Origin of the sequence: Pseudomonas sp. JL3, from assembly GCF_031570575.1 — a bacterium.
Classification (GTDB): domain Bacteria; phylum Pseudomonadota; class Gammaproteobacteria; order Pseudomonadales; family Pseudomonadaceae; genus Aquipseudomonas; species Aquipseudomonas cucumis.
Map to the genome: position 1 here is coordinate 50,262 of NZ_JAKWJK010000010.1, position 26,241 is coordinate 76,502.

The 26,241-nt window shown below is 59.4% G+C and carries 29 protein-coding genes; 11 read left to right on the forward strand and 18 right to left on the reverse strand.

Features of this window, described 5'->3' with window-relative positions; all coding sequences use genetic code 11:
- Nucleotides 1-97: 97 nt before the first annotated feature.
- The gene (locus tag MMG91_RS17680) at nucleotides 98-856 is read right to left on the reverse strand and encodes an AraC family transcriptional regulator (protein WP_310660270.1); all 759 of its coding nucleotides are present in this window, start codon (nucleotides 854-856) and stop codon (nucleotides 98-100) included.
- Between the two features lie 147 nt (nucleotides 857-1,003).
- On the opposite strand from MMG91_RS17680, the gene MMG91_RS17685 reads away from it, so the two are divergent.
- A complete protein-coding gene (locus tag MMG91_RS17685; protein ID WP_095051704.1) occupies nucleotides 1,004-1,819 on the forward strand; it encodes a UDP-2,3-diacylglucosamine diphosphatase in 816 nt (271 codons plus the stop codon).
- 51 nt (nucleotides 1,820-1,870) lie between these two features.
- Here the strand turns inward: MMG91_RS17685 and MMG91_RS17690 are convergent, their stop codons facing one another.
- Entirely contained in the window at nucleotides 1,871-2,461 is a 591-nt protein-coding gene (locus MMG91_RS17690) for an HD domain-containing protein (RefSeq protein WP_305448711.1), read from the reverse strand.
- A gap of 94 nt (nucleotides 2,462-2,555) precedes the next feature.
- Complete coding sequence (locus MMG91_RS17695) at nucleotides 2,556-2,867, reverse strand: Mpo1-like protein (RefSeq protein WP_310660271.1); 312 nt, start codon at nucleotides 2,865-2,867, stop codon at nucleotides 2,556-2,558.
- Between the two features lie 157 nt (nucleotides 2,868-3,024).
- Here MMG91_RS17695 and MMG91_RS17700 point away from each other — a divergent pair, with 157 nt between their 5' ends.
- The gene (locus MMG91_RS17700; protein WP_310660272.1) at nucleotides 3,025-4,086 is read left to right on the forward strand and encodes an AraC family transcriptional regulator; all 1,062 of its coding nucleotides are present in this window, start codon (nucleotides 3,025-3,027) and stop codon (nucleotides 4,084-4,086) included.
- On the opposite strand, the gene MMG91_RS17705 is transcribed toward MMG91_RS17700, so the two are convergent.
- Nucleotides 4,043-5,497, reverse strand: coding sequence for a TrkH family potassium uptake protein (locus tag MMG91_RS17705; RefSeq protein WP_305448714.1), 1,455 nt, complete (start codon nucleotides 5,495-5,497; stop codon nucleotides 4,043-4,045). The two genes, MMG91_RS17700 and MMG91_RS17705, sit on opposite strands and share 44 nt — an antisense overlap.
- Before the next feature lie 122 nt (nucleotides 5,498-5,619).
- Here MMG91_RS17705 and MMG91_RS17710 point away from each other — a divergent pair, with 122 nt between their 5' ends.
- Nucleotides 5,620-6,186 carry an NAD(P)H nitroreductase gene (locus MMG91_RS17710; protein ID WP_305448715.1) on the forward strand — a complete coding sequence of 189 codons (567 nt, stop codon included), beginning with the start codon at nucleotides 5,620-5,622 and terminating at the stop codon, nucleotides 6,184-6,186.
- 19 nt (nucleotides 6,187-6,205) lie between these two features.
- On the opposite strand, the gene MMG91_RS17715 is transcribed toward MMG91_RS17710, so the two are convergent.
- The 6 genes from MMG91_RS17715 to MMG91_RS17740 all read right to left on the reverse strand — a co-directional run bounded on the left by MMG91_RS17715 (nucleotide 6,206) and on the right by MMG91_RS17740 (nucleotide 10,594).
- A complete protein-coding gene (locus MMG91_RS17715) occupies nucleotides 6,206-7,546 on the reverse strand; it encodes a HAMP domain-containing sensor histidine kinase (RefSeq protein ID WP_310660273.1) in 1,341 nt (446 codons plus the stop codon).
- 174 nt (nucleotides 7,547-7,720) lie between these two features.
- Nucleotides 7,721-8,170: an LTXXQ domain protein gene (locus MMG91_RS17720; protein ID WP_310660274.1), complete on the reverse strand. Its 450-nt coding sequence runs from the start codon at nucleotides 8,168-8,170 to the stop codon at nucleotides 7,721-7,723.
- Nucleotides 8,171-8,486: 316 nt separating this feature from the next.
- A complete protein-coding gene (locus tag MMG91_RS17725) occupies nucleotides 8,487-9,164 on the reverse strand; it encodes a response regulator transcription factor (protein WP_008010984.1) in 678 nt (225 codons plus the stop codon).
- A gap of 7 nt (nucleotides 9,165-9,171) precedes the next feature.
- Nucleotides 9,172-9,585, reverse strand: coding sequence for a translation initiation factor 2 (locus MMG91_RS17730; protein ID WP_310660275.1), 414 nt, complete (start codon nucleotides 9,583-9,585; stop codon nucleotides 9,172-9,174).
- Between the two features lie 111 nt (nucleotides 9,586-9,696).
- Nucleotides 9,697-9,996 carry a YciI family protein gene (locus tag MMG91_RS17735; RefSeq protein WP_007984134.1) on the reverse strand — a complete coding sequence of 100 codons (300 nt, stop codon included), beginning with the start codon at nucleotides 9,994-9,996 and terminating at the stop codon, nucleotides 9,697-9,699.
- Nucleotide 9,997: 1 nt separating this feature from the next.
- On the reverse strand, nucleotides 9,998-10,594 hold the full coding sequence (locus MMG91_RS17740) for a septation protein A (RefSeq protein WP_305505284.1): 597 nt from the start codon (nucleotides 10,592-10,594) through the stop codon (nucleotides 9,998-10,000).
- 87 nt (nucleotides 10,595-10,681) lie between these two features.
- Here MMG91_RS17740 and MMG91_RS17745 point away from each other — a divergent pair, with 87 nt between their 5' ends.
- The 5 genes from MMG91_RS17745 (at nucleotide 10,682) to rluB (ending at nucleotide 15,537) form a co-directional block, all read left to right on the forward strand.
- On the forward strand, nucleotides 10,682-11,545 hold the full coding sequence (locus tag MMG91_RS17745) for a PHP domain-containing protein (protein ID WP_305448718.1): 864 nt from the start codon (nucleotides 10,682-10,684) through the stop codon (nucleotides 11,543-11,545).
- 13 nt (nucleotides 11,546-11,558) lie between these two features.
- Entirely contained in the window at nucleotides 11,559-12,188 is a 630-nt protein-coding gene (locus MMG91_RS17750) for an L-threonylcarbamoyladenylate synthase (protein WP_305505286.1), read from the forward strand.
- A 60-nt stretch (nucleotides 12,189-12,248) separates the two neighbouring features.
- A complete protein-coding gene (locus tag MMG91_RS17755) occupies nucleotides 12,249-13,007 on the forward strand; it encodes a ScpA family protein (protein ID WP_310660338.1) in 759 nt (252 codons plus the stop codon).
- A gap of 11 nt (nucleotides 13,008-13,018) precedes the next feature.
- The gene (scpB, locus tag MMG91_RS17760; protein WP_310660276.1) at nucleotides 13,019-14,008 is read left to right on the forward strand and encodes an SMC-Scp complex subunit ScpB; all 990 of its coding nucleotides are present in this window, start codon (nucleotides 13,019-13,021) and stop codon (nucleotides 14,006-14,008) included.
- 263 nt (nucleotides 14,009-14,271) lie between these two features.
- Complete coding sequence (rluB, locus tag MMG91_RS17765; protein WP_310660277.1) at nucleotides 14,272-15,537, forward strand: 23S rRNA pseudouridine(2605) synthase RluB; 1,266 nt, start codon at nucleotides 14,272-14,274, stop codon at nucleotides 15,535-15,537.
- Between the two features lie 94 nt (nucleotides 15,538-15,631).
- Here rluB and MMG91_RS17770 read toward each other — a convergent pair whose 3' ends face one another.
- Both MMG91_RS17770 and MMG91_RS17775 read right to left on the reverse strand, forming a co-directional pair.
- Nucleotides 15,632-16,597: a leucyl aminopeptidase gene (locus MMG91_RS17770; RefSeq protein WP_305448722.1), complete on the reverse strand. Its 966-nt coding sequence runs from the start codon at nucleotides 16,595-16,597 to the stop codon at nucleotides 15,632-15,634.
- Between the two features lie 67 nt (nucleotides 16,598-16,664).
- A complete protein-coding gene (locus MMG91_RS17775) occupies nucleotides 16,665-16,802 on the reverse strand; it encodes a hypothetical protein (protein ID WP_007938535.1) in 138 nt (45 codons plus the stop codon).
- A gap of 947 nt (nucleotides 16,803-17,749) precedes the next feature.
- Here MMG91_RS17775 and MMG91_RS17780 point away from each other — a divergent pair.
- Both MMG91_RS17780 and arfB read left to right on the forward strand, forming a co-directional pair.
- A complete protein-coding gene (locus tag MMG91_RS17780; protein ID WP_305448723.1) occupies nucleotides 17,750-19,171 on the forward strand; it encodes an amino acid permease in 1,422 nt (473 codons plus the stop codon).
- A gap of 221 nt (nucleotides 19,172-19,392) precedes the next feature.
- Entirely contained in the window at nucleotides 19,393-19,806 is a 414-nt protein-coding gene (gene arfB / locus MMG91_RS17785) for an alternative ribosome rescue aminoacyl-tRNA hydrolase ArfB (protein WP_008010994.1), read from the forward strand.
- Here the strand turns inward: arfB and MMG91_RS17790 are convergent.
- The 6 genes from MMG91_RS17790 to phhA form a co-directional block, all read right to left on the reverse strand.
- Nucleotides 19,803-21,017 carry an MFS transporter gene (locus MMG91_RS17790; protein WP_305505292.1) on the reverse strand — a complete coding sequence of 405 codons (1,215 nt, stop codon included), beginning with the start codon at nucleotides 21,015-21,017 and terminating at the stop codon, nucleotides 19,803-19,805. The two genes, arfB and MMG91_RS17790, sit on opposite strands and share 4 nt — an antisense overlap.
- Before the next feature lie 104 nt (nucleotides 21,018-21,121).
- Nucleotides 21,122-21,304, reverse strand: a complete 183-nt coding sequence (locus tag MMG91_RS17795; protein ID WP_310660278.1) for a hypothetical protein — start codon at nucleotides 21,302-21,304, stop codon at nucleotides 21,122-21,124.
- Between the two features lie 75 nt (nucleotides 21,305-21,379).
- Nucleotides 21,380-21,511: a hypothetical protein gene (locus MMG91_RS17800; RefSeq protein ID WP_007902501.1), complete on the reverse strand. Its 132-nt coding sequence runs from the start codon at nucleotides 21,509-21,511 to the stop codon at nucleotides 21,380-21,382.
- Nucleotides 21,512-21,719: 208 nt separating this feature from the next.
- Nucleotides 21,720-22,913, reverse strand: a complete 1,194-nt coding sequence (locus MMG91_RS17805) for an amino acid aminotransferase (protein ID WP_405046548.1) — start codon at nucleotides 22,911-22,913, stop codon at nucleotides 21,720-21,722.
- The gene (locus MMG91_RS17810) at nucleotides 22,913-23,269 is read right to left on the reverse strand and encodes a 4a-hydroxytetrahydrobiopterin dehydratase (protein WP_305448726.1); all 357 of its coding nucleotides are present in this window, start codon (nucleotides 23,267-23,269) and stop codon (nucleotides 22,913-22,915) included. The genes MMG91_RS17805 and MMG91_RS17810 overlap by 1 nt, the downstream gene beginning before the upstream one ends.
- A gap of 69 nt (nucleotides 23,270-23,338) precedes the next feature.
- A complete protein-coding gene (phhA, locus tag MMG91_RS17815; RefSeq protein WP_030131496.1) occupies nucleotides 23,339-24,130 on the reverse strand; it encodes a phenylalanine 4-monooxygenase in 792 nt (263 codons plus the stop codon).
- A 281-nt stretch (nucleotides 24,131-24,411) separates the two neighbouring features.
- Between phhA and MMG91_RS17820 the strand changes: the two genes are divergently transcribed.
- On the forward strand, nucleotides 24,412-25,971 hold the full coding sequence (locus MMG91_RS17820; RefSeq protein WP_007902506.1) for a sigma-54-dependent phenylalanine hydroxylase transcriptional regulator PhhR: 1,560 nt from the start codon (nucleotides 24,412-24,414) through the stop codon (nucleotides 25,969-25,971).
- Nucleotides 25,972-26,241 lie beyond the last annotated feature (270 nt).

Sequence of the window (26,241 nt, forward strand, 5' to 3'; positions counted from 1 at the left end):
ATCTTGATCTTCAAAAAGCACGGTCAACAGATCGCAGCCTTCGGCAGCTCCTACATTGAATCGTGCCGAGCCGGTTATGTCTGTCGCCAGACTCGCGTCATTTGTCGCCAGCCTCGCGCCGTATTTTTCCCGGTGAGGCGCCGAACTCACGCAACACCGCCGCGGCGAACGCACTCTGCGAGCTGTAGCCGACCCGACAGGCGATTTCGCCAATGGGCAGTGCTGAATCCCGCAACAAGCCCACGGCAATGTGCAGCCGACGACTGCGAATGTAGTCCATCGGCGTCTGTCCGCATTCCGCCACGAACCGGGCATGCAACCGCGCACTGGACAGCCCGGCAATGCGCGCCAGATCGGCGACTTGCAGTGGATAGGCCGCGTATTGATCGATGTGCGCATTCAGCGCCGCATAAGGCAGACGCCGACCGCCCACACTGTCAGGTTTGGCATTGTTAAGGCTGGCGAGCAACAGCACCGCGCCTTGCTGGGCGATCAGCGGATCACTGATCTGACTGCCTGCCAGCCAACTCACCAGCTGGCTTTGCCCCGCGTCCAGCGACAGGCGCCCAGCGTTGTCGAGCATGCGGCGGCTGGCCTCGGCGTGATCGCCAAGGGACTGCGAAACCCATTGATCGCTCGGCACATCCAGCACCAGACAACGACTGCCATTGGCGCTGCCGCAGGCATGATGAAAACCGGACGGCACGACCACGAAACTCTGTTGCACCACCTGACTGCCACGACCGTCGACCTCGAAATCCAGCGCGCCCGACAGCCCAAACACCAGTTGTGCGTGGTCGTGGCTGTGGACGATCAGGTCGTGGGTGTACTGGCGTAGCGTGAGGATCGGTCTCATCGCAGGTCTCATGGCGATTTGATGAGTGAGGTCGCCAGTCTACACCGAGGGATGCGTTCGCACGTTGTCACGGGACTGACTTGCGATTGTCATGGGCAATTCACCCGACCGGTGCAAGCTTGCCAAAACTTGTCCTGAGGGTTGCCCATGACCAGCGCCGAGCTCGCCAAACCCAGCCGTAAGCAACGTGTGCGGACCTTATGGATTTCCGACGTGCATTTGGGCACCCGGGACTGCCAGGCCGAACACCTGTCGCAATTTCTCAAGGGCTACCACGCGGACAAGGTCTACCTGGTCGGCGACATCATCGACGGCTGGAAACTGCGCAGCGGCATGTATTGGCCACAGGCGCATACCAATGTAATCCGTCGCCTGCTGACCATGAGCAAGCGTGGCACCGAAGTGATCTACGTCACCGGCAACCATGACGAATTCCTGCGCCGTTATTCAAAGCTGATACTGGGCAATATCCAACTCGTGGACGAAGCCGTGCACGTGACCGCCGATGGCCGTCATTTGCTGGTGATCCACGGCGACCAGTTCGACGTGATCACCCGCTACCACCGCTGGCTGGCCTTTCTTGGCGACTCGGCCTACGAATTCACCCTGACGCTCAACCGCTGGCTCAACCATTGGCGTGCCCGTTATGGCTATGGCTACTGGTCGCTGTCGGCGTACCTCAAGCACAAGGTCAAGACCGCCGTCAGTTTCATCAGCGATTTTGAAGAAGCCATCGCCCACGAATGCGTCAAACGCGAGTTGCACGGTGTGGTGTGCGGGCACATTCACCATGCCGAGATTCGCAAGGTCGGCGGGGTGGATTACCTCAATTGCGGGGATTGGGTGGAGTCGTGCACGGCGCTGATCGAGCATTGGGATGGGTCGATCGAGCTGTATCGGTTGGCCGATGCCCAGGCGCGGGAGGCGGAGTTGAAGGCGGTGAAGGTCGCGGAGCCGGCTTAAAAATCGGGTGTATTGGCCGACCTCATCGCGAAGCGGTCCCCCTGAGACCTGTCAGGCTGGCGCGTGTTCTTCCATCGCCGCCTTGTAAATCGAGTTCTTCGGCTGCGCAAACAACCGCTCCATCATCGGTTCGAAGAAGCTCAGCGGTAGCGTGTCGTACGCCGGATCGAACGCCGCCGCATCATACCGGGCGCAAAATTCGATGGTCGCCTGATACTGCGGATGACCGCTGAATTGCTCGCGTAAATGCCGGTCCATGCCCAGGTGATGAAAGAAGTAATAGCCCTGGAAAATCCCATGCTTCTCCACCATCCACAGGTTCTCGGCGCTGACGAATGGCTTGAGGATCGCCGCGGCGATGTCCGGGTGATTGTAGGAGCCCAGTGTGTCTCCGATGTCATGGAGCAGCGCGCAGACCACGTACTCTTCGTCGCGACCATCGCGCCATGCGCGGCTGGCGGTTTGCAGGGAGTGGGTCAGACGATCCACCGGGAAACCGCCGAAATCCCCCTCCAATAATTTCAGGTGCGCCACGATCCGTTTGGGCAATTGCCGGGCATAGGCGCTGAAATCTGCAGCGATGATCGCCCAGTCTTCCTGCGTGCCGTCCTGCATATGGGTAAAACGGGCATGGACATTCATCGGCTATCCTCTTGTCCTGATCGAAAGGGGTGTGTTGAGTGTAGGAACTGGATCCAGCATTGGCTGCACATGACGCTTTTGTAGCCAATGGAGCCTAGAACGGCACGCGACCCAGAATCATGTCGCGGTACATGACGAAATCGCCGAGCAGGCTGTAAAGAGGATGCTGAAAGGTGGCAGGGCGATTCTTCTCGAAGAAGAAATGCCCGACCCAGGCGAAGCTGTAACCGGCCAGCGGCAGGGCTAGCAACATCAACCACGCACCTTTGCCGATGGTCAGGGCCAGAATGAAAATAACCAGCGTGGTGCCGACAAAGTGCAATCGTCGGCAAATGCTGTTGCGATGTTCGCTGAGGTAATACGGGTAAAACTCAGCGAAGCTATTGAAACGCTTGATGTTTTCCACGACTGCGATCTCTGTGGTGGCTGTGCACGCGACAACTTGCTCTGCGGGTGGCTTATTTAAGTCTAGAGTGATCATTGGTATCAGCCAGTGACAATAGGCGCCACTTTAGTATCCTTGGGTATTGGTCGTGGCATGCGGCCATCACGTAGTAAACGCCATGAGCGAACGAACGACTTCTGCAAGCTGGGCGATGGGGATTGTCAAAGCGCTGGAAATGGACGGCCTGGATTGTCGGGTTCTGTTCAAGCAGCTAGGGCTCGACTATGCGGCACTGGATGATCCGGATGCGCGCTTCCCGCAGGATTCCATGACGCGGCTCTGGCAGCGCGCGGTCGAGCTGTCCGGCAACCCGGCGATTGGCCTGAACATGGGCAAGGTGGTGCGACCGGCGTCCTTCCATGTCGCCGGTTATGCCTTGATGTCCAGCCAGACCCTGGCTGAAGGCTTTCAACGTCTGGTGCGTTATCAGCGAATCATCGCCGAAAGTGCCGACTTGAGTTTCCGATTGCTGGATGAGGGTTATGCACTGATTCTGACGGTCCATGGCGATCACCTGCCGCCGACCCGACAGAGTGCCGAAGCATCAATGGCCTGCGCTCTGGCACTTTGCGGCTGGCTAACCGGCCACGCGCTCCAGCCGCGCAAAGTCTTGCTGCAAGGCGATGACCCCGTTGATCTTGAACCCTATAAACAAGCCTTCCATGCCCCGTTGATGTTCAACGCGCCTTATGACGCGTTGATCTTCGAGCGCGCCGACATGGAGGCGCCGCTGCCCACCGCCAACGAGGCCATGGCGCGGTTGCACGACCGGTTTGCCGGCGAATACCTGGCGCGGTTTTCCGAAACCCGCGTGACCCACAAGGCGCGGCAGGTGTTATGCCGTCTGCTGCCCCAGGGCGAACCCAAGCGCGATGCGGTGGCCCAGACGCTGCACTTGTCGCAACGCACCTTGCAGCGTCGCTTGCAGGAAGAGGGCACGAGTTTTCAAACGTTGCTGGACGACACCCGACGTGAACTGGCCGAGCAATACCTTGCGCAACCGAACATGACCCTGCTGGAAATTGCCTACCTGCTGGGGTTTGCTGATCCGAGCAATTTCTTCCGCGCCTTCCGACGCTGGTTCGATTCCACTCCCGGCGAATACCGGACGCGGCTGATGGAAGCACCCATGCCCATTAGTGACGCCAGAACGCCGGGATACACAGAACAAACACCGTAATGATCTCCAGCCGGCCCAGGAGCATGCCGAACGAGAGAATCCACTTCGCGGCATCCGGCAGGCTGGCGAAGTTACCCGCCGGGCCAATCGTTTCGCCAAGCCCCGGGCCTACGCCAGACACCGTGGCGGCCGCGCCGGTAAGCGCGGTCATCCAGTCCACGCCCAGTAGCGACAGCAGCAGTGCGATGACGCAAATGGTGATGGCGAAGAAGAACGAAAAGGTCAGGATCGAGCGCACGATCTCTTCGTCGAGACGGTGGCCGTTGTACTTCTGCTTGATCACCGCGCGTGGGTGAATCAACTGGTTAAGGTTGGCCTTGAGCAGAATGTAGGCAACCTGGAAGCGGAAAATCTTGATCCCGCCAGCAGTCGAGCCGGAGCAGCCGCCAACAAACCCCAGATAAAAGAACAGCATCAGCGAGAAGTTGCCCCAGAGGCTGTAGTCCCCCAGTGCAAAACCGGTGGTGGTCACTACCGACGTCACGTTCAGCGCCACATGCCGCAAGGCCTCCAGCCAGTGCAGCTGGGTGGTCCACCAGTACCAGGTGCCGAGCACCAGCCAGGTCACCAGCAACATGCCGAGCAGGCCTTGAACCTGTTCGTCCTTGATCAATGCCCGGCGGTTACCGCGCAATGTGGCGACATACAGGGTGAACGGCAGGGCACCGAGAATCATGATGACGACGGCGACCCAATGCACCGCAGGCTCCGGCCAATTGGCCAAAGACTTGTCGGAGGTGGAGAAGCCGCCGGTGGAAATCGCCGACATCGCGTGATTGATTGCATCGAACGGGCTCATCCCGGCCCACCAGAACGCCAGGCTGCCCAAAATGGTGATGCCGACGTAGGCCGCAACGATCAAACGCGCCACCATGTGCGAACGGGGCATGACCTTTTCGGAACGGTCCGACGACTCGGTCTGAAACAGCCGCATGCCACCGATGCGCAGCAGTGGCAGAATCGCTACCGCCATGCCGATAAAGCCGATGCCGCCGATCCAGTGTAGCAATGAGCGCCACATCAGGATGCCGGGAGACATGTTGTCCAGGCCGTTGAGCACCGTCGCACCGGTGGCGGTGATGCCGGACATGCTTTCGAAAAACGAGTCGGTGTAGGTGATGTGTTGGGTCAGCAAGAATGGCAGGGCGGCGAAGATGCACACCACCAGCCAGCTGCTGACGGTCAGCAGGTACATGTCTCGCGGGCGCAGATGGATGTGCTCGGGGCGTCCCGGAATGACCAGGGCCAGGCCGGCAACAAAGGTGATCATGCTCGCCCAGAGGAACGACGGCAGGTCGCTGGTGCGTTCGAAGATCACCAGGGTGGCCATGGGCACGACCATGGCGATGGCCAGCGTGATCAGGAAGATGCCGATGATGAAACCAATGATCCGTAAGGTCGGCAACGCCATGAAGTCCGCTCGGGCTAATAGTAGGAAGGGCGTCATTCTACCTGCGGGTCAGGGCATGTAAACCGACGCCGTCGCGACAGTTGACGCTAGAATAGCCAAACATTTTCTACAGGAGGTGGCCGATGCAGGCTCTCGACGCTTTGCTCAACCGTGTTTCCGTCCCACGACTGCTCGATCCGGCGCCCACTGCCGAGCAACGGGAAGTGCTGTTTGCCGCCGCGATGCGCGCGCCAGACCATGGCCATTTGCAGCCGTGGCGCTTCCTGACAGTCGAAGGCGCGGCGCGCGAGCAGATGGGCGAGTTGCTGGCCGAGGCGGCGAAGCTGCAGGATAGTGATGTGTCCGAGGCCTTGCTGGACAAGGCGCGCAACGGTCCGTTACGTGCGCCACTGGTGGTCGTGGTGATTGCGCGTTTGCAGGAGCACGACAAGTATCCCAAGTCCGAGCAACTATTGGCGGCAGGTTGTGCGGCTCACGGGATTTTGCTGGCGGCCTATGCGCAAGGCATTGGCGCGGTGTGGCGCACCGGTGAGCTGGCTTATTCGGCGCATGTGGCTAAAGGTTTGGGGCTGGCGGAAGGGGAGGAGGTGATTGCGTTTCTTTACCTTGGCACGCCGCAGAAAGAACCGCGTGTTGCGGAAAAAGTTGACCTGAGCGAGTTCGTTAGCGCCTGGCCGGGTAGTAACTGAGGGAACGCTCCCACAGTGTTCAGGGTTGAACCACAGCCCCCGGCACCAACGGCAATTCCAGGCTGGCAACAAACCCGCCCTGCGGGTGATTGGCCAGCACCAGACTGCCGCCATGTCGCTCCGCCGCACGACGCGCAATGGCCAGCCCCAGGCCATGCCCGGCCGCTGTCTGCCCCGGTGCCCGATAGAAGGGTTCAGCCAGCTGATTCAAATGCTCGGCCTCTACACCGGGGCCGTGATCGCGCACGCTGACTACAATCCTGTCGCCCTGACGCAACGCCTGCATTTCGATCGGCTGCCCGACCGGGTTAAAGCGCTGGGCATTGCGCAGCAGGTTGTCCACTGCACGCTCGATCATGGTCGGCCAGCCTTTGAGGTTCAGTTGCGGCTCGGCCTCAAGGCGTACGTTCTGCTCGGGCGAGCCCAACTGCGCATCTTTTTGCAGGGTATTGAGCAGCGTGTTGAGATCCACTTCTTCAGCACTGGCGTTGTCGGCATCGACCCGCGCCAGTACCAGGATTTCGCTGATCAGCGCTTCCAGTCGATCGCATTCACGGGTCAGGCGTGGCCAGAGTTTTTCCCGCTCCTCAGGATTGGCCCGCTCGGCCAGCGCCAATGCTATGCGCAGTCGGGCCAAGGGTGAGCGTAATTCGTGAGACACGTCCCGCAGCAATTGCCGCTGGCTGCCGATCAGGCTTTGCAAGCGTGCGCCCATGCGATTGAAGTCGTTGGCCAGCACGCCGAATTCATCGCGGCGGTTGGCCAGCTGCGCCAGGCTGTTCTGTTGATACGTCGTCTGCCCCAAGTCATGCACGGCGCTTCGTAAACGGCTCAGTGGTCGCGTGATGGAAAAGGTCACCAGTAAGCTGAACAGGGTCAATACCACCAGCGCGATGCCCAGTGCACTCAACGGCCAGAGCAGGCTTTCACGGTGCCAGGCGTCCAGTTCCGGGTGCGGAACGCGATAGATCAGCAGATAGGTGTCGCCTGTCTTGGCGCTGGTGTATTCATCGGTCAGACGCCGCCATGGCAGGCGCCGATCATCGTTGTTCTGCCGGGCTTCGAAGGCCGCCGCTCGCCGCGGAAAGGTGCCGCGGACCACCGGGTCACCGGCCTCGTTGAGCACTTGAACGTTGATGTGATACTGACGCTTGCGCTGTTCCAGAATGTCCTGGGCGGCTTCTTCACCCTGGCTTTCGTAGGTTTGCGTCCACTGTTCGGCCAGGGTGTTGAGGCCTGGGTGGCGACTGAGAATCCACGCGTCCTGGTTGAGCATGTGCCCGAGCAGAATGGAGAGCCCTGCAACCAGAGCGATGGCCAGCCAGAAGCTGGCCAGGATACGCCAGAACAATGAGCGCACAGAAAATCCTCAACTAGCGCAAATCCATGTGGGAGCGAGCCTGCTCGCGATAGCGTCGGCACATTCAACATCAACGTGACTGAAAGGACGCTATCGCGAGCAGGCTCGCTCCCACAATTAACTAAATGGCAACAGACCCAACGGGGTTTAGCCGTTGGGTCCAGGGTTAGCGCATTATTGCGCTTTTTGCGCTTGCTGCGCTTTCCAGGCCTTGAACTCGGCCCATTCGGCGCGACGCTCAGCCTTTTTCTTCTGGATCTCGTCGAATTGCTTCTGTTGATCCGGTTTCAGCAGCGCGCGAACGTCGGCTTCGGCTTTCTTGTGCTTGGCCTCCATCTCGTCTTTCAGGGCTTTCTGGTCGGCTGGCGAGAGTTTTTCCAGATACTTGTCGACCAATTGCCGACGCTCATGCATCTGCTCGCCCATGATCTTGCGGATTTGCTCGCGCTGTTCGCGGCTCAGGTCCAGTTGGCTGTAAGGGCCTTTACCGTGCATGCCGTGCATCTGACCGCCGTGGCGTGAGCCGTCCATGTGTTCACCCATCGGACCTGCGCCTTCAGGCATGGCCATGGCAACGGTCGGCAGGGCGGCAGCAAACATCAAAGCGATAAGAGTCTTGCGCATGGTGTATCTCCTTGTCTCGTTCCCGGTACGTTCCGGATGTGTTCAGATTACGGAGATCAAGGTCAGCGGCGGTCAGCGGAGCGTAAAGCTTGGGTAAAGATGATTTTCTACCTTGCTGACAATTCCAGCATTGCTCTCTGACGAAACATGACCTGTAGCAGCTGCCGAGCCTGCGAGGCTGCGTTCGGCTGCGAAGCAGTCGTGATCCGCCTGACGCGGTGTAACTGAAAGAACGTGCAAGCAGGTTTTACGACTGCTTCGCAGCCGAACGCAGCCTCGCTGGGGCTCGACAGCTGCTACGAAGGATCGCGTGGGTTCAGAGGCTGTAGTAGTAACCACGACTGCGCAGGGCCACGATGCGTGGGCGGCCGTCGGGGTGCGGGCCGATTTTTTTGCGCAGGTTGCTCACGTGCATATCCAGGCTGCGGTCGTACAGGGTCAGCTTGCGACCGAGGGCGATTTGCGCCAGTTCCTGTTTGTCCAGCGGTTCGCCGGGCTGCTTGAGCAGGGCTTCGAGCAGGCGGCTTTCGGAGACGGTGAGGGTGAATTCCTGTTCATCGATGCTGACCACGCCACGCACGGGGCTGAAGCACAGGTCGCCCAGTTCGAGCTGGCTGGAAACTGCTGTCGGATGACTGCGACGCAACACCGCGCGCAGGCGGGCTGTCAGCTCCCGTGGGTCGCACGGTTTTGCCAGGTAATCATCGGCACCGAGTTCCAGGCCGAGAATGCGGTCCAGCGGTTCGCCGCGAGCTGAAAGCATCAGCACCGGTAAATCCGGATGGTCACTGCGCAGTTGCTTGAGCAGTTCCAGGCCGCTGCCATCCGGCAGCATCACGTCCAGCACCACGGCCGCGGGGGATGTTTCAGCCAATGCACGACGAGCACTCTGGCCGTCGTGGCAGGCGCGGACCTGAAAGCCTTCCTGGCTCAGCCAACTGCTCAGGAGCTCACACAGCTCTTGGTCATCATCAATTAATAACAGCTCGCTCATCACTCACTCAATTTAGCCATTGCCGACGTTTTCTGGTTGCACCACTGGCGAAGATACCGCAGAGCAAGGCCAATAGCGCTACTGCGGCACCGATAACGAACCATTGCTGCTGATCTGTCAGCAGGCGTGGCAGCGAGCTGCTGGCCTGAGCCTCCTTGAGTTGCAGCTTGAGGCGCTGATTCTCCTGGCGCAACCGGCTCAGCTGAGCGCTTTCACGTTCGCTATCGGTATTTTGCAGTTGTTTGCTCAGTTCTTCTCGTTGCTGTTCGCTTGCCTTCAAGCGCTGCTGCAACTCGGAGATCTGGCCGCCGGCGCTCAAGGACAGCGGCGTCGAACTACCGCCATTGGCGCTCTCTTCACCATGGGCGGGCGCCATGATCGACAACGTCACCAACATCAGACACAACGGACCTTTGCGCATCGCAACTCCTGATTCCAATACGAGTACTGGGCAGGTTGTCGGCCGGTAAACAAGAATAATGAGCGATTGAAAGGCGCGATGAACCGACAAGGCTCATCGCGCGGGAGGGCTTTATGGCAGGACTTGCTTGAACGGCTTGACCAAAACATTGGCGTAGACGCCTGCGGCGATGTAAGGGTCGGCGTCGGCCCAGGCCTGTGCGGCGCTCAGCGAATCGAATTCAGCAACGATCAGGCTGCCGGTGAAACCCGCCGCGCCCGGATCATTGCTGTCGACGGCCGGGTGCGGGCCGGCCAATACGATACGACCCTCGCCTTTAAGCACTTGCAGGCGCTCAAGGTGCGCAGGCCGTGCGGCCAGGCGGGCTTCCAGGGAGTTGGCGACGTCTGTGGCAATGATTGCGTAAAGCATGTCAGTCCTCGGTTTTTGGCGTTGTGGTATCGGCGTCGTGCAGGTGGCGGGACAAGTAAATGCCCTGGGCGACCAGGAACAGCAACGTCATGCCCAGGCTGCCGAAGACTTTGAAGTCGACCCAGTAGCTCTGGAAGGTGAACGCCACAAACAGGTTGGCGGCGCCGCAAAACAGGAAAAATCCGATCCAGGCGATGTTCAGACGGGTCCAGACCGGCTCTGGCAGGGTCAGCGCGTGGCCCATGATGCGTTTGATCAGCAGTTGGTCGCCGACGAAGTGGCTGCCGATGAACCCTAGGGCGAACAGCCAGTTGACCACCGGAGCTTTCCATTTCAGGAAGGTCTCGCTGTGGAACGCCAGGGTCAGGCTACCGAAGACCAGGCAGGCGATGAGGGTCAGCCACTGGCTCTTCTCCAGCTTGCGCTGCTTGATGTACAGCGTGCCGTAGACCACCAGGGAGCTGATGATCAGCACTGCGGTGGCGCTGTAAATACCACCGACAGACAGTTGATATCCGCCGATGTCGACGATGCGTGGATCGATTTTGAAGACGATGAAAAACAGCAGAAGCGGGATGAAGTCGATGAATTGTTTCACAGTGGCAGCCAGAAGCAGGATGTGGCGGCATAATAACAAACATATTGACGCGCGATAGCGTCAGCTGATTTGAGGTTACACAGTCCTGTGAATGTTGATTTGCACTGCCATAGCACGGCTTCCGATGGCGCCCTCGCGCCTGCGGTACTGGTTGCGCGTGCGTTCGAGAAAGGTGTGCGAGTCCTGGCCTTGACCGATCACGACACCCTTGAAGGCCTCGACGAGGCCCGTGGCGCCGCGACGGCGCTGGGGATGCATCTGGTCAATGGCGTGGAGTTGTCCTGCACCTGGGGCGGGGCGACCATTCACGTTTTGGGCTACGGTTTCGACGTCAATGCGCCGCCGTTGGTCGAGGCCATCGCAAAATTGCACGATGGCCGCTGGCTACGGTCCGAAGAAATAAGCCGCAAGTTGGCGTTAAAAGGCATGCCGGGGGCGCTTGACGGCGCCCGGGCCATTCAACAGGAACTGGGCGACAGCGGTAATGCGCCAGCCCGTCCGCATTTCGCCGACTGGATGGTGCGCGAAGGTTTCGTCAAGGATCGCGCCGAAGCGTTCCGCAAATGGCTGGGCGCCGGCAAACTGGGAGACGTCAAACAACACTGGCCGACCCTGGAGGACACCGTCGAAACCCTGCGCGCCGCGGGTGCCTGGGTCAGCCTTGCGCATCCCTGGCACTACGATTTCACTCGTAGCAAGCGTCGTCGCCTGATTGCCGACTATATTCAAGCAGGGGGCCACGCGATTGAAGTGGTCAATGGCCATCAACCCGCCGAACAGGTGGGCAGCCTGGCGATTCTAGCCCGCGAGTTTGGTCTGCTGGTCAGCGCCGGCAGTGATTTTCATGGCCCTGGAGGCTGGTCCGAGATCGGTGAATACCGCCCGCTCCCGGAGGATCTGCCACCACTGTGGTGTCGATTCAAACATGACCCAATTATTGCCGCCGTCTGAACAGGTAGAGAATGTGAGTCAATTTTTCCAGATTCATCCGGAAAACCCGCAACCGCGCCTGATCAAACAGGCTGTCGAGATCATCCGCAACGGCGGGGTGGTGATTTATCCCACAGACTCTTCCTACGCCATTGGTTGCCAGATCGGCGACAAAAACGCCGTGGAGCGCGTGCGCCGGCTGCGTAAGCTGGATGAAAAGCACAACTTCGCGCTGATTTGCAGCGACCTGTCGCAGTTGGGGCTGTTTGCCAAGATCGATACCGGCACCTTCCGGGTGCTCAAGGCTCACTTACCGGGCCCTTACACCTTTATTCTCAACGCCACCCGCGAAGTCCCGCGGCTGTTGCTGCACCCGAAAAAACGCACCATCGGCCTGCGTGTGCCCAGCCATCCGATTGCGCTGGCGCTGTTGGAGCAGCTCGGCGAGCCGCTGATGAGCGTGACCCTGATCATGCCCGGCGACACCGACCCGCTGACCGATCCCCACGAGATGCGTCAGTTGCTTGAGCATCAGGTGGACTTGATCATCGACGGCGGTTTCGGCGGGATCAAGGCATCCACCGTGATCAGCCTCGCCGACGGCGAACCGGAAGTCATCCGTGTCGGTTGCGGCGACCCTGCGCCTTTCATGGCCGAGGCCTAGATGTCTGCAGTAGAACCCGTCGACAGCCAGGCCGGCGCCCAGCAAGAACTGCCTTTCGCCATGGTCTATGGCCAGGCGGTCATGGAAATGCCGCTGGACCTGTACATCCCGCCGGATGCGCTCGAGGTCTTTCTTGAGGCCTTCGAAGGCCCGCTCGACTTGCTGCTGTACCTGATCCGCAAACAGAACATCAACATCCTCGACATCCCGGTGGCGGAAATCACCCGGCAGTACATGGGGTATGTCGAGTTGATGCAGTCGGTGCGCCTGGAGCTGGCCGCCGAGTACCTGGTGATGGCCGCGATGCTGGCCGAGATCAAGTCGCGGATGTTGTTGCCCCGTGCCGAAACGATTGAAGACGAAGAGGACGATCCGCGCGCTGAGCTGATTCGCCGCTTGCAGGAGTACGAGCGCTTCAAGGCTGCCGCCGAAGGCATCGATGGCCTGAGCCGCGTCGGTCGCGACGTGGTGGTGCCCAAGCTCGATGCGCCGGAAGCCCGGGCGCGCAAACTGTTACCGGATGTGAGCCTGGAAGAGTTGCTGATGTCCATGGCCGAGGTCTTGCGCCGTGGCGACATGTTCGAAAGCCACCAGGTCAGCCGTGAAGCACTGTCCACCCGCGAGCGCATGAGCGATGTGCTGGAACGGCTCAAGGGCGGCGGTTTTGTGCCGTTTATCGAGCTGTTCACCGCTGAAGAAGGGCGCCTGGGGGTGGTGGTGACCTTTATGGCGATCCTCGAACTGGTCAAAGAATCCTTGGTCGAGCTGGTGCAGAATGAGCCGTTCGCGGCGATCCATGTCCGGGCCCGAGCCGAATAACGAGTTGAATCATGAACCTGACTGAACCCCGCGAGCTGGCGCCACTGCTTGAAGCCTTTCTGTTGGCCTCGGGAAAACCGCAATCGCTTGAACGCCTGTTCGAACTCTTCGAAGAAGGCGAGCGGCCCGAGCCCCCTGTTTTCAAGAAAGCGCTGACGATTCTGGCCAAGTCCTGCGACGGCCGTGCTTTCGAGTTGAAGGAAGTTGCCTCCGGGTATCGCCTGCAGATCCGCGAAAAGTTCGCGCCGTGGGTAGGACGTTTGTGGGAAGAGCGACCGCAACGCTATTCCCGCGCCATGCTCGAAACCATGGCCCTGATCGCCTATCGTCAGCCGATCACCCGGGGCGAGATCGAAGACGTGCGTGGTGTGGCAGTCAACAGCCACATCGTGAAGACCTTGCTGGAGCGTGAGTGGATCCGCATCGTCGGTTATCGCGACGTGCCCGGCAAACCGGCGATGTTCGCCACCACCAAGGCGTTTCTCGATCACTTCAACCTGAAAAACCTTGACGACCTGCCGCCGCTGGCCGAACTGCGTGAGCTGGAACCTGATCCTGTCCTGGATTTCGACGACGCTCCGGTGCCGGCCGGGTTGCAAGAGCTCGCCGACGCCAGCGCCGAACCGGAGGAGCCCAAGGAGGAAACCAGTTTCCACACGCTGTTGCTGGAACTGGACACCATGGAAGAGGGCCTCAAGACCGACTTCGACGATTTGTTGCGGGATGGGGCGGTGACTGAGACCGAAGGGGAGTTGGCAGAGCCTGAGCCTGAAACCGAAGTTGAACCTCAGGTCGAGGCTGAAGCTGAAGCTGAAGTCGAAGTCGAAGATGAAGTACAGGAAGATGACATTCTTGGCGTCGCCGAAGCTCGCGAAAAGCTCCTGGCCGCCGTTGCCGCTCTCGAGCAGTCGAAACCCGAGCCCGAGTTGACCGACGAAGAGGCCGAAGCCAAGGCTCTGGCAGAAGCAATCGAGGCCGAGCGCCGCCAGTTCGAAGATTGACCCAAATCCTGTGGGCAAGCCCGCTCCCACAGGGTGTTGTGTTGACTGGAGTATCGACTGCGGTTGATCGAACCCGGCACCACCGGTCGGCGGAAAATCAAGTAAGTCTTCATTGATCAGCTAGTCTCTGATGCGCGAACGTCTCCATGAGCGTATGATTCGCGACCCTTCGGCGATCGCTTCGCCCAAGCGCTTCAAAAAAGTACCCAGATTTACATCGCTTCAGGCAAAAGCCTGAACAGACCACACCGGGAGGTGCCCAGATGAGTATCAACGACCAGAAAGACGACCAGGAAATCGGCCCCGCAGGCGAAAAACTGCAGAAAGTCCTCGCCCGTATCGGCGTCGGCTCGCGCCGTGACGTAGAAGCCTGGATCAGCCACGGCCGCATCAAGGTCAATGGCAAAGACGCCACCCTCGGCCAGCGCGTCGACCTGCATGACGCCATCACCATCGATGGCCGGGTGATCAAGCGCGAAGAAGCCGCCGAGTCGGTGCGCCGCGTGATCATGTACAACAAGCCCGACGGTGAAATCTGCACCCGTAACGACCCTGAAGGTCGTCCGACCGTGTTCGACAAAATGCCGCGCCCGAAAGAAGGTCGCTGGATCAACATCGGTCGTCTGGACATCAACACCACCGGTTTGCTGATGTTCACCACCGACGGTGAATTGGCCAACCGCCTGATGCACCCTTCCTACGAAATGGACCGTGAATACGCGGTACGTGTTCGTGGCGAAGTCGACGACGAGATGATTGAACGCCTGAAGGCAGGCGTGGTGCTCGAAGACGGCCCGGCCAAGTTCACCGACATCAAGCAGGCTCCGGGTGGCGAAGGTTTCAACCACTGGTACCACTGCGTGGTGATGGAAGGTCGTAACCGCGAAGTCCGTCGTCTGTGGGAGTCCCAGGGTTTGGTGGTCAGCCGTCTGAAGCGCGTGCGTTTCGGCCCGGTGTTCCTCAACTCCGACCTGCCGATGGGCCGCTGGCGCGAAATGAGCCAGTACGAAGTCGACATTCTCAGTGCTGAAGTCGGCCTGACGCCGGTGGCGATGCCGCAAATGAACGCCAAGAGCAAAGACAAGCTTGAGCGTATGCAGCGCAAATCGTCCCGTCCGGTGGGTAAGACCGAACGCGTGCGTACTTTGCGTCCAGCCGCTGGTTCGGTCGCTGCCAGCCCGCGCGAATCCCGCGAGCCACAGCTCGAAGGCGAACGCCCGGCCCGCAAGCCAGCGCCACGTCAGGACGGCGAACGCGGCCCACGCACTCCGCGTCCGGCCAACGGTCGCACTGAGCGCGGTGAAGGCCGTGGTGCTCCGTCCGGTGGTCGTAGCGATCGCGGCGCGCCTGCCGGTCGTGGTACACCCGTGGCAGACCGCCCGACCGACACCAAGCGCCCGGCCAAGCCGGCGCCGAAGAAACGCCCAGGCATCGTGCTGGTCGACCGTGACGCGCCATCGGGCAAACGCCGCGGCGCGCCAGCCAGTTCCGGCCAGCGTCCGGGCTTTGGTCGTCGCAAGCCTGAGTAATCGGTAAGCGCCCCATGAAAAACGCCACCCCTCGGGATGGCGTTTTTTTTGGCTGGTTTTTGATCGTTCCCACGCTCCGCGTGGGAACGATCAGCTAGAAGACAAACCGTCCATCAAACAGCGGGTCATCATCCAGCGCCAACACGCCACTGGAGAAGATCAGGTCTAAATGATGGCTACCCTTGGCGCCTCCGCCCAAGCCAAGGTGCAAGCCGCAATGGCGCTCCTCGAACCCGGCATTGCGCGCATACAACTCTTTCACGCCTTCATTGGTGCCGATCCCCAACTCCTCGATTCTTCGATTGGACGGATTGGCGTCCAGGTACTTGTTGAAGTCATGTTCCAGCCCCGGCACGTCGGTGGCGATTTTGCTGATGGTGGAGTTTTCGATCCACAACTCCAACGGTGACGCCAATACGCCGTACTTGCGGGCAAATGGAATCGTACTGAGGAAAGTCCCCATAAACTTCACCCGCCCATTAATGGCCTCGCTATGAGTGGCGATCTCGCCGGGCGCCAGGTCGAAGTTGCCGATACCGTTGATGTCGGTCCACTTCTTGATACTGCTCAAGGGGGTTTCGAACCAGGACCCATGATCATCTTTGAAGCTCAGGGTGGTGGCGTGGGACATGCGCTGGATCAAGTGGCTGTTCAACCCGGCAATTCGCTGCGGGGTGACACTGAACGTGTCGTAGAAGTAATCGCCGTAATCCTTGAACAGCAATGACTTCTTCCAGTGCTCTGCCATCACGCCTTGCAGCGCGCGAACAAACTCCGGGCCGTCGGGACGCGGGTTGGGCAGGGTGGAAGAGTCGTAGAAGAAAACGTACAGGTCGCTGTCGGTAATCGCCTGGGCCAGCAATTCGGTGGGTTCGAGGTCCAGACGCATTGCGCTGAAGCTGAATCGTGGGCTGTTACCGGCCTGTTCGGCGATGGCGCCGGTCAGTGCCTCGTAATCAGCGGTGTGGCCGAGCAAGACCTTCGCCGGGTTGATACCGGCAACGGCAGGGTGATGTTCGAGGTAGTAAAGGAAATGCGAGATGGCGCGTTGCTTATCCATGTAGTCCTCCCTGACAAACCGAGAAAGTGGCAGGCACCACCGGCCGGATCATGCCTGCCGGGATGTCTTACAGAGGCCACATCGCCGTGCCGAACGGAACAACCGCGTCGGCTTGCATCATTTCGACGGCGGCTTCATGGGTCGGTGCTTCAAACCAATCGTCCAGTTGCAGTTCAGTGTCCAAGTCTTTGTCCAGTGCTTGCATGGTGAATCTCCTAGATGACTTCTTCGGTAAGAACAGCTTCGGTAAGAACAGCGACGCGCTTTTCATTCGTTGAAGATCGCGTCAACGTGCCGGTCGATGCGGCTCGGCAAGTCGCTGAAAAACTAGTTCACAGGGTTTTAGAATGCAAAAAAATAATTAAACAATTTTCATTTGAACTATTTATTCCATTTTTCGAAAGGCAATTTTCTTAATAAAAAACAGAAAACTAAGCAGAATATATCCTTAGGAAGCTTGCTATCGTCAATTTACAGTCAGTTGGACTTTTGATCTGATTTGGAAAATTTACGTTACGCCTTGTCAATAAAACCTTACGAAAAGCGCTCTCAAACCCCGTGGAATACCGCGAGGGAAAGGTCTGTAAGGAAAACCTTCCGCCAGACGCCGGGTTTGCCACCTTCAAGGGCTCTGGCACGCTTGTTTCAGCAGCGTATGAAGGGTGAGATGCGCCCCATGCCTGTCGTGCAGGTGCATAACAAGAAGGAGGCGCAATGAACGCCGTGACTCATCTCCATCTCTCCCCAAAGGGCGATTTTTACGCTGCCCTTATCGATGACCTGCAAAGGTCTGACTCAATTTTTGCAGCCGCCCGAGGCTCTCGAGGCGGACACAGGCAATCCCGGCAACCGACGCGCTGATCCAGCAGTGTCTGGCAGCAGGGGGTTACAGGTGTACAATGCGCCGCGTTTTAACTGTGACCCTCTGCGCAACCGCGCAAACCTCAAGGCTACCCGCCTTGTTCACTCCGCCGCGTCACGAGCGTGTCGGGTTCGATTTCGTCACAGATAAAAACAAACAGGTGACGCATGACTGTCGTAAAAACGCTGAACTCCTGGTGCCTGCGCTGGGGTTTGATCGGCGCTGCTTGAAATCGCAACTGAGCAGCAACGTCTACTGAACATCATCAAACCTTGCGTGAGACCCTTTTCATGAGTGGACAAAACTCGCATTCAGGCGAGCTTAAACGCGGCCTGAAAAATCGCCATATTCAACTGATCGCCCTCGGTGGCGCGATCGGTACCGGGTTGTTCCTCGGCTCGGCCGGCGTGCTCAAATCCGCTGGCCCGTCGATGATCCTCGGCTATGCCATCTGCGGCTTCATCGCTTTCATGATCATGCGCCAACTGGGCGAAATGATTGTCGAAGAGCCCGTCGCCGGTTCCTTCAGCCACTTCGCCCACAAATACTGGGGCGGTTTTGCCGGCTTCCTGTCGGGCTGGAACTGCTGGATTCTGTACATCCTGGTGGGCATGTCCGAGCTGACCGCGGTCGGCAAATACATCCACTACTGGGCGCCACACATCCCGACCTGGGTCTCGGCAGCCGGCTTCTTCGTCTTGATCAACTTGATCAACCTGGCCAACGTCAAAGTCTTTGGCGAGGCCGAATTCTGGTTCGCGATCATCAAGGTTGTGGCGATTGTCGGCATGATTGCCTTGGGCAGCTATCTGCTGGTCAGCGGCAACGGCGGCCCGCAAGCCTCTGTGACCAACCTGTGGGAACACGGCGGCTTCTTCCCGAACGGCGTTAGTGGTCTGGTGATGGCCATGGCGATCATCATGTTCTCCTTCGGCGGTCTGGAAATGCTCGGTTTCACCGCAGCCGAAGCCGACAAACCGAAAACCGTGATCCCGAAAGCGATCAACCAGGTGATCTACCGGATCCTGATTTTCTACATCGGTGCGCTGGTGGTCCTGCTGTCGCTGACCCCTTGGGACAGCCTGCTGACGACGTTGAATGCGTCTGGCGATGCCTATAGTGGTAGTCCGTTCGTGCAAGTGTTCTCGATGCTCGGCAGCAACACCGCCGCGCACATCCTCAACTTCGTGGTCCTGACCGCGGCGCTGTCGGTGTATAACAGCGGCACCTACTGCAACAGCCGCATGCTGCTGGGCATGGCCGAGCAGGGCGATGCGCCAAAGGCCCTGTCGAAGATTGACAAACGTGGCGTGCCGGTGCGTTCGATCCTGGCGTCGGCTGCCGTGACGCTGGTCGCGGTGCTGCTGAACTACCTGGTTCCGCAACATGCACTGGAACTGTTGATGTCGTTGGTGGTGGCTACCCTGGTCATCAACTGGGCGATGATCAGCTTCTCGCACTTCAAATTCCGCCAGCACATGAACAAGACCAAACAGACGCCGTTGTTCAAGGCCCTGTGGTACCCGTACGGCAACTATGTTTGCCTGGCGTTCGTGGTGTTCATCCTTGGCGTGATGCTGCTGATCCCGGGGATCCAGATCTCGGTGTACGCGATTCCGGTGTGGGTCGCCTTCATGTGGATCTGCTACGGCATCAAGAACAAGCGCAGCGCCCAGCAGGCGTTGCAGGCTGCGGGTTCCGCTGCCAAGTAAGTACAAAGCGCAGAAACAACAAACCCGGCCATGTGCCGGGTTTGTCATTTATGGGTTCCACACAAAATCCTGTGGGAGCGGGCTTGCCCGCGATTCAGGCGCCGCGGTTCATCAGGCATACCGCGTTATCGTTCATCGCGGGCAAGCCACGCTCCCACAGGGGCCGCATTCCTTTTATCTATTCGCGGTATCCTTCTTGTTCTGAACACGGACTTTTTTCCATGCTGGTGATTTCCAACAACGTGCATCTGCCGGATGCCGAGATCGAATTGACGGCCATTCGCGCCCAAGGCGCCGGTGGGCAGAACGTCAACAAGGTCTCCAGTGCCGTGCACCTGCGCTTCGACATTCCGGCCTCGTCCTTGCCCGAGTTCTACAAGGAACGGCTGCTGGCGCTGCGCGACAGTCGCATCACCAGTGAAGGCGTGTTGATCATCAAGGCCCAGCAATACCGCACGCAGGAAGCCAATCGCGCCGATGCGCTGGAGCGGTTGACCGAGTTGATCCTCAGCGCCACCAAAGTGGAAAAGAAACGCCGCCCGACCAAACCGACCCTCGGGTCGAAGAAGCGTCGGCTCGAATCCAAGACCAAGCGCGGCAGCATCAAGGCCGGGCGTGGCAAGGTGGATTTCTAAGGGGCGTCGCGTTCTTCCCGGTGCTTTTCATTAAGGTGCTTTGGCGCTTGCCGGTACAAATAGAGGCTCAGTGCCAAACCGCTCAGCGCAGCCAACGCGGCAAACAGGAAGATCGAGGCAAAGCCAAATCCAGCCGCAATCGCACCCGCCAGCGGCCCGGTGATCCCCAGCGACAAATCGATAAACAGAGAGTACGCCCCAACCGCCGCGCCACGGCTGGAGGCGGGCACCAGATTGACCGCTTCCACGCCCAAAGCCGGGAACACCAGCGAAAAACCGAAACCACTCAGCGCCGCGCCAGCCAGTGCCCAATGGGCATCCGGCGCCAGCCACAGCAGCAATAGCCCAAGGGTTTCCACCGACAAGCAGGCAATTGCCACGCGAAAGCCGCCGAGGCGGTTGATCAGGTTACCGAACAGCAATCGCGCACCGATAAAACTGGCGCCGAACAGGCTCAGGCACAGCACCGCGTTAGACCACTGCTGAGTGGCGTAATACAGGGTGATGAAGGTCGCGATGGTGCCAAAGCCGATGGAGCCCAAGGCCAGACCGCAACCGTGAGGCAGCACGCGCCCCAGCACGTGCATGAACGGCAAGCGTTCGCCGACAACGATCGGTGCCGCGGTTTTCGGCCAGGCCAGCGCCAGGCCCAGAACGGCCAGCAACACGATGCTCACGCCCATGCTCCACAACCCCAATTGACTCACCAGCAGCACTCCCAGCGGCGCGCCGACCGCCAGCGCGCCGTAACTGGCGATGCCGTTCCAGGAGATGACTTTGGCGGTATTCGCCGCGCCGACCCGGCCGATGCCCCAGCCGATCGACCCGGAGCCGACCAGGCTTTCCGCGCTGCCGAGCACCAGTCGGCCGATCAACAGGCTGATCAGGCTCAACGTCGGCAGGCTTTGGGTCCAGGCCGAAATCAGCATGAACACACCGCTCAAACCACAGCCGGCGAGGCCGTACATCACCGCGAGTTTGCTGCCCTTGTTATCGATGATGCGCCCGGCGTAAGGGCGGCTGAGCAGGGTGGCCAGGTATTGCACGCTGATCACCAGCCCGGCGATCACGGCGCCAAAACCGAGGTCGCTGTGAACGTAGCCGGGCAATACAGCCAGGGGAATGCCGATATTCAGGTAACCGATGAATGTGAACAGGACGATGGAAACGACTTGCAGCGTGACCGCCAGGGGGCGCTGGGTTTCTGACATGGGTAAAAGGTCCACGGGGCAGCAGGATAGATAGGCTGCTTATGATAACGGCGCGGGCGGTCGCGGGGCGGGGAAAAGTAAAACTATTTGCCGGATGGGGATAATCAGGATTTTGCGGGGGCGACCAGTTGCGTCGTGACCAGGGCGGCCAGGGCGTTTTCTTCGCTGCCAAAGCGGGCCAGCAGGGCGGCTTGTTTATCGGGGGAAAGGCGGTTCCAGATCTCGATCATTTTCTCGGCGGTGCCGATCAGGACGCTAGCCTGGGTTGCACTGAATTCGTCGGTCATGGGGGGGGCTCAAGGTTCAGGCGGTGTGGAAAGCGCATATTAGCGCTTTCCACACGGTCTGGTCGTGCGGGTGTATCAGTCTTCGCTGTCGGCCTGGCGGCGTTCAGGTGCTTCTTTCGTCTCGGGCTGTTGGGCACCGGCTTGTTGCGTGGTTGTCTGCTCAGTTTCGTGCAGGCTTGGGAAGGGGAGATTAGGGATCTCGTGCATGTCGCGCTCCTCGCTAAGTCTGTTGATAGATCTGGTAGATCCGCGCTTTTAAAAAGCCTGCGCAGGATACAGCAGGAGAAATGACAAATAGACTTTTAAATCCAATTGTTGCGACGGATGGGATTGTCTAGACAGGTCTGTGTAGGAGCTGGCGGAGCCTGCGATGATCGTTCCCACGCTCCGCGTGGGAACGATCATTGGGAGAGGGTTACTTGCAGACCTCAGCGATAGCTTCGGCCAGCAAGTCCAGACGCGTTGCATCAATTCCCGCGACGTTCGCCCGGCCTGAGCTGACCATGTAAACGCTGTGATGCTCGCGCAGCTGTTTAACCTGCTCCGGCGACAAACCGGTGTAGGAAAACATCCCGCGTTGCACACCAATGTGCGCAAATCGCTCGCGCAAGCCATGGGGTTCAAGCGCTTCGACCAGACCGCTGCGCAGTTGGGCAATGCGCAAACGCATGGCTTCCACTTCGTCGGCCCAGCGGCTTTTCAGTTCTGGATCGCCAAGGATAGTCGCGACCACGGCGGCGCCGTGATCCGGCGGTGTCGACCACAGGTTACGGGCGATGTTGGCCAGTTGGCTGCGGATGTCCACCAGCTTGTCGGCGGTTTGCGCGCAGACAATCAGCGCACCGGTGCGGTCGCGGTACAGGCCGAAGTTCTTCGAGCAGGAACTGGTGATCAACACTTCCGGCAACTCGGCGGCGAACAGCCGGGTCGACCAGGCATCTTGCTCCAGGCCGTCGCCGAACCCTTGATAAGCGAAGTCGATCAGAGGCAGCAAATCGCGACTGCGCACCACGTCCAGCACCCGACGCCAATCGTCATGGGACAGATCGAAACCGGTCGGGTTGTGGCAGCAGGCATGCAGCAGCACCACATCGCCCTTCGGTGCTTGATTGAGCACCGCCAGCATCGCTTCCACATCAAGACGGTTATCGCTGCCCACGTACGGGTAATGACTGACCTTGACCCCGGCTGCCGCGAAAATGGTTTCGTGGATCGGCCAGGTCGGGTTGCTCAGCCACACACCACGGCCCGGCAGGCATTGGGCGATGAAGTCGGCGCTCAAGCGCAGCGCGCCGGTGCCGCCCGGCGTTTGAGTGGCGCCGGCCCGTTGTTCGGCGATCAGCGCCGAATCAGCGCCAAGCACCAACTCGTTGATGACCTTGCCGAACGCTACATTGCCGTGGCCGCCGATGTAGGTCTTGGTGGATTGACGATCCACCAGGTGTTGCTCAGCGAGCTTCACCGCCTCGAGGATTGGCGTCAGGCCCTGGGCGTCTTTGTAGACACCCACGCCAAGGTCGAATTTGCGCGGGTTGGGGTCCAGTGCATAGGCCTCCATCAGGCCGAGAATCGGGTCGCCGGGTACTCGACCGATGGCGTCGAAATGCATTATTTGCGGCCCTCGGCATTCTTGGCCACTTCGTCAGTGCGCGCGGCCATGATGAAGTCGTTGCGGTGCAGGCCTTTGATGGAGTGGCTCCACCAGGTGACGGTGACTTTGCCCCACTCGGTCAGCAGGCCCGGGTGGTGACCTTCGGCCTCGGAGATTTCGCCGACGGCGTTGGTGAATGCGAGGGCGTGTTTGAAGTTCTTGAACAGGAAAACTTTTTCCAGCTGCATCACACCGTCGCGCACTTCGATGTTCCAGTCAGGGATCTGCTTGATCAGGATCGGCAATTCTTCGTCGCTGACCTGAGGGGCATCGGCGCGGCAGGCTTCGCAATGGGCTTGGTTCAGAGCGTTCATGGTGTGTTCCTGAATTCGATTCTTATTGGAAATTACTATCTTTGCGCGCAAGTCGCGAGCGGGATTTGCTTAGGCCGCTTTAGGCTTTGGCGGAAATTTCGGCGTATGCAACCCCAGCTGCATACCTTGCTTGACCATGCCCATGATGTCTTCGTGGGCCAGATCGAACAGGCGCTTGAGGTTCGGCAGGACAAAGTACAGCGGTTGCAAGATGTCGATGCGGTACGGCGTGCGCATGCATTCCAGCGGGTCGAAGGCCTGATGCTCCGGCTCGTCCGACAGGCAGTAAACGGTTTCTTTGGGCGAAGACAGAATGCCGCCACCGTAGATGCGCAGGCCTTGTGGTGTGTCGACCAGGCCGAACTCGATGGTCATCCAGTACAGGCGCGCCAGGTACACGCGTTCTTCCTTGGACGCCTGTAAGCCAAGTTTGCCGTAGGTGTGGGTGAATTCGGCGAACCAGGGGTTGGTCAGCAGCGGACAGTGGCCAAAGATCTCGTGGAAAATGTCCGGTTCTTGCAGGTAATCCAGCTCTTCGCGGGTACGAATAAACGTCGCCACCGGGAACTGCTTGTTTGCCAGCAATTCGAAAAAGGTCTGGAAGGGAATCAGTGCGGGGACTCGGGCAACCTGCCAGCCGGTGGTTTCACCGAGGACCTTGTTGATTTCACCGAGTTGCGGAATGCGGTCGTGGGGCAGACCGAGTTTTTCGATACCGTCCAGGTATTCCTGGCACGCACGGCCCTCGACCACTTTCAATTGGCGAGTGATCAGCGTGTTCCACACCGCGTGTTCTTCGGCGGGGTAGTCGATAAAACCTTGCGCATCGGGCTCGCGAGCCACGTATTGCGTCTGCTTCATGCTGCTCTCCTGCTAGGGGATTCGTTCTTGTTGTGTGTACAGCTATGGACTTAGAAATACCCCAAGGCGTGCGGTGTTGCAGCAGGTGATCCGCGGTGAAAGTAGGAAAAATCTGCGGTTTTCGTAAAGTATTCGTTACGGATTGATTGCTATGGCGTAAGTATTGATATTTGCGGGTTTGAAATGGTGCACGGCTGTCACATAATCTTGACGACTAACTTGGTGCCCACGCAGATATTTTCTTGTGCCGGGCCTCGATCACCGCTGTTACGGGCCTTTATATGCGTATCAAAGTTCACTGCCAGAACCGCATCGGTATCCTGCGCGACATTCTCAACCTGCTGGTCGAGTACGGGATCAACGTCGCTCGCGGCGAAGTGGGTGGTGAGCACGGTAATGCGATCTATCTGCACTGTCCTAACCTGATCAACATTCAGTTCCAGGCATTGCGGCCGAAGTTCGAGGCGATTGGCGGGGTGTTCGGCGTCAAGCGCGTAGGGCTGATGCCCAGCGAGCGTCGGCACATGGAGCTCAATGCCTTGCTCGGTGCGCTGGAGTTTCCGGTGTTGTCGATCGACATGGGCGGCTCCATCGTCGCGGCCAACCGTGCGGCGGCGCAGTTGCTCGGGGTGCGGGTGGACGAGGTGCCGGGGATTCCGCTGTCGCGGTACGCCGAGGATTTCGATTTGCCGGAGCTGGTGCGCGCCAACAAGTCGCGGATCAACGGCTTGCGAGTCAAGGTCAAGGGTGACGTGTTTCTCGCCGACATCGCGCCGCTGCAATCGGAGCATGACGAAAGCGAGGCCATGGCTGGTGCGGTGTTGACACTGCACCGGGCGGATCGGGTGGGCGAGCGCATCTATAACGTGCGCAAACAGGAGTTGCGCGGCTTCGACAGCATTTTCCAAAGCTCGAAAGTGATGGCTGCGGTGGTTCGCGAAGCGCGGCGCATGGCGCCGCTGGATGCGCCGCTGTTGATCGAAGGCGAAACCGGCACCGGCAAAGAGTTGTTGGCGCGGGCCTGTCACCTGGCGAGCCCGCGTGGGCAATCACCGTTGATGGCGCTCAACTGCGCTGGTCTGCCGGAATCCATGGCCGAGACCGAGTTGTTCGGCTACGGCCCTGGCGCCTTCGAAGGGGCGCGGGCCGAAGGCAAGCTCGGGCTGTTGGAGCTGACAGCGGGCGGTACGTTGTTTCTCGATGGCGTTGGCGAAATGAGCCCGCGCTTGCAGGTGAAATTACTGCGCTTTCTGCAGGACGGTTGCTTCCGTCGTGTCGGCAGTGATGAAGAGGTCTATCTGGATGTGCGGGTGATCTGCGCAACGCAAGTGGACTTGTCCGAATTGTGCGCTCGCGGTGAGTTTCGCCAGGATTTGTACCATCGCTTGAACGTGCTCTCGCTGCACATTCCGCCGCTGCGCGAATGCCTCGACGGACTGGCGCCGCTGGTGGAGCACTTCCTCGATCAGGCCAGTCGGCAGATCGGTTGCCCGTTGCCGAAACTGGCGCCAGCGGCGATGGAACGGCTCAGTCACTATCACTGGCCGGGTAATGTGCGGCAGTTGGAAAACGTACTGTTCCAGGCAGTTTCCCTGTGCGACGGCGGCACCGTCAAAGCCGAGCACATTCGTCTGCCGGACTACGGCGTGCGTCAGCCGCTTGGCGATTTTTCCCTTGAGGGCGGCTTGGACGAGATTGTCGGGCGTTTTGAAAAAGCGGTGCTGGAGCGTTTGTATTCCGAACATCCGAGCAGTCGGCAACTGGGCAAGCGGTTGGGGGTTTCGCATACGACCATCGCCAATAAGTTGCGTGAGTATGAGGTCGGTAAAGACAACACCTGACTGATCGTTCCCACGCTCTGCGTGGGAATGCAGCCCGGGACGCTCAGCGTCTCAAGAGCGGACGCAGAGCGTCCATTGAGGCATTCCCACGCAGAGCGTGGGAACGATCAGGTGCCGGAAACTGAGGATTGCCGCGAAGCGGCATAACACCGCCGGTTTTTCGTCTTCGACACATTCCCCCAATCCCCTCTGAACACCTCAAGTCCTTTGTTTGCCGGGCCCTGCGCCGCCAGAAAAAAGTTGGTCTGCAAATTGCTTATGGCTCAGCAG